This is a genomic window from Streptomyces sp. SID5785 (genome assembly GCF_009870065.1).
Lineage (GTDB): Bacteria > Actinomycetota > Actinomycetes > Streptomycetales > Streptomycetaceae > Streptomyces.
Genome location: NZ_WWIA01000054.1, coordinates 1 through 648 on the forward strand (window position 1 = coordinate 1; position 648 = coordinate 648).

1 protein-coding gene is annotated in these 648 nt (G+C 69.0%); it reads right to left on the reverse strand.

Annotation, left to right across the window (positions count from 1 at the left end; all coding sequences use genetic code 11):
- Positions 1-577 (reverse strand): sugar ABC transporter permease (locus GTW43_RS01710; RefSeq protein ID WP_237536344.1); only part of this gene is annotated, 577 nt, incomplete at its 3' end.
- Positions 578-648 lie beyond the last annotated feature (71 nt).

A 648-nucleotide genomic window follows, 5' to 3' on the forward strand; every position in this document is an offset into this window, starting at 1 on the left:
AGATCAGCGCGTTGTAGCCGGTCCAGCGCCACACGACGATGCAGGAGATCGCGACCTGTGAGGCGAGGGTGCCCGTCTGCCAGTCGACCGGGCCTGCACCGACGACGCCGATGACGTAGTTGATCAGGCCGAAGTCGTGCCCGAAGAGCTGGGCGAAGACCAGCGTCGCGGCGGCCACCGAGGTGGCGTAGGGCATGAGCATCATGGTGCGGAAGAAGGTGCGGCCGCGCAGCTTGTAGTTGAGCAGGTGGGCGATGCCCAGAGCGATCAGGAGCTGCGGGACGGTGGAGAGGACGCCGAGGGTGAAGGTGTTGCGCAGGGCCGTCCAGAAGAACGGGTCCGCGAAGATCGCGGTGTAGTTGTCGAGACCACGCCACTGCATGTCGCCGGGCGTCTGCAGTTCGATGCGGTAGAGCGAGATGAACGCCGTGTAGATCAGCGGGAAGAGGCCGAAGGCGGCGAACAGGACGAAGAACGGGGCGATGTAGGTGTAGGGCGACAGGGTGCGCCACGCCCGGCGCCCTGGGGGCCGGTGCGGGGTGTGCGCCGCTGTGTCCGGCGGCGCGGGAGCGGTCAGGGTCACGGTGCGGCCCTTCAGACGGGGTCGGTGATGGGCGGGCGGGCCGGGCGGGAGCCGCGCAGGGCAGG